Consider the following 1,929-nt stretch of genomic DNA (forward strand, 5'->3'; position numbering starts at 1 on the left):
ACTTACCAACAAGCCCGCGAACAAATTTGCGCTGAAAGCGACAAATTAAAAGCAGAATACCATTCTTTCGTAAAAAACAAATATTCTGCTAAAAACAGTGAAAATTCCTTATTACAAAGAAAAAATAATTCTCTTGTTGATGATTATAACACTCTGTACGAAAAAAAAACAAGGGTGACCCACCAAAATTATCCGAAGAAGAACTCGAACAGTTATTAGCGGAATTAGACAACTTAGACTAATGCGCTAGTGAGTTCTTCACTCCCCTATCACCCCAGCACAGAACTTGCATAAAACCACAGTGTAGCAAGACAAAGAATAAACAAAATTAAGATATGGTCTTTATCATATTGTTTTTGCTGTTTGGTAAACGGCCTATTTTTACTATCCGTTTTCTTCCAATATAATTCCAAAACTATTCTTTTACTATATCAAAACAACATATATATAAATAATCAAAGTACTAATTACATTTAACAAGAACTAAACACCTACGAAATTTGAAACAAAATAATATAAAAATATTATTGTCTTTTTAAAAAAAGAGTTATAAATAAATTAGATAAAGCCTACAAACGACCTTATCAAAGATAATCACAATTTAATAGAAAGAAGATGACTTTTATGAAAAAACTACTAAGTATCTTAGGCGCAGTTAGTTTAACTGTAACCGGAGCAAGCGGTGTTATCGCTTGTAATATAGAGAAAGCAAATGAACAAAAAATTTATTTTAATCAAAATGTTAACGAAATAACTGGCTCTTTTTCCAATAAAAATAATCTTTATTTTGGTACTGATAATGGTGCGTTTGTGTTGCAAAATGAAACAAATACCGCATTCAAAATAAATGGTATAGATGGTGGAATTAAAACTATCAACTGTGATAGTAAGGACAACATTTACTTTGGAACAAACAACGGTGTGTATAAGTTGTCTGCGGGGTCAGACACAGCAACCAAAATTGATGGTATTAATAAAATAGTTAATTCAATTGCGGTTGATAGCAGCAATAACATTTATTTTGGTACTGATAATGGTGCGTTTGTGTTGCAAAATGAAACAAATACCGCATTCAAAATAAATGTTATAGATGGTGAAATTAAAACTATCAACTGTGATAGTAAGGACAACATTTATTTTGCAGGAAATATAGTTTGAAAAATATTAAATTCAAATATAAATAATATAATTAATATATTAGGTTTTTCTCCTTTATTTGATATTTATTCTATGAAAATTGACAAAAATGATGATGTTTATTTTAGTGGGGTATTTATAGATACAATTTTATATAAACTAGAAAATAATTCAGATAATGTTATTCCTTTACTTTATAAAAAAAATAATACTATACCACGCTCAAATGAAAATGTTATAAGTAATTTAATTATTGTAAATGATTATATTTATGTTTTAGAAAATAATTTTTTTGTTTTTTATGATAATAAAGAAAAACAATTTAATAGTATAAAAGGCTATAATGAAAATGAAAATATACAAACTGCTGTTTATTACAATAATAATCTTTATTTTGGAACAAATGAAAAGTTGTATAAATTAAGAATTAATGATAAAGAAGCAATTAAAGTTAATAATATTATTGGATATCTTAATAATTTAATTAGTTTTAAAAATAAACTATTTTATAGTAAAAATAAAAATGAAATATATAATTTATTTTATAGTAAAAATAAAAATTTATATTGAATATGAATAATAATTTCATTATTAATTTTATTAATTATTATTATAATTTTATTTGTTATTAAATTCAAAGTTAAAAAATCAAATTACAGAAAAACAAAAAGATTACATTAAAAATTTTTTTATCAGTATTATATTCCAAATACGGAGCGTCAATTTGAATACTTTGAAAATAAACTAAATGAGTTAAATACTCGTAATGCTAGTGAAATTATTAACGGTTTA

Annotated in this window: 2 protein-coding genes; both read left to right on the plus strand. The window is 24.4% G+C overall.

What is annotated here, in order from left to right; all coding sequences use genetic code 4:
• Nucleotides 1-219 (plus strand): hypothetical protein (locus tag D9R21_RS07500; protein ID WP_158613953.1); only part of this gene is annotated, 219 nt, incomplete at its 5' end.
• A 405-nt stretch (nucleotides 220-624) separates the two neighbouring features.
• Complete coding sequence (locus D9R21_RS06065) at nucleotides 625-1,818, plus strand: lipoprotein (RefSeq protein ID WP_126821494.1); 1,194 nt, start codon at nucleotides 625-627, stop codon at nucleotides 1,816-1,818.
• The last annotated feature ends 111 nt before the right edge of the window (nucleotides 1,819-1,929 follow it).

This window comes from Spiroplasma endosymbiont of Megaselia nigra (genome assembly GCF_003987485.1).
GTDB lineage: Bacteria > Bacillota_I > Bacilli_A > Mycoplasmatales > Mycoplasmataceae > Spiroplasma.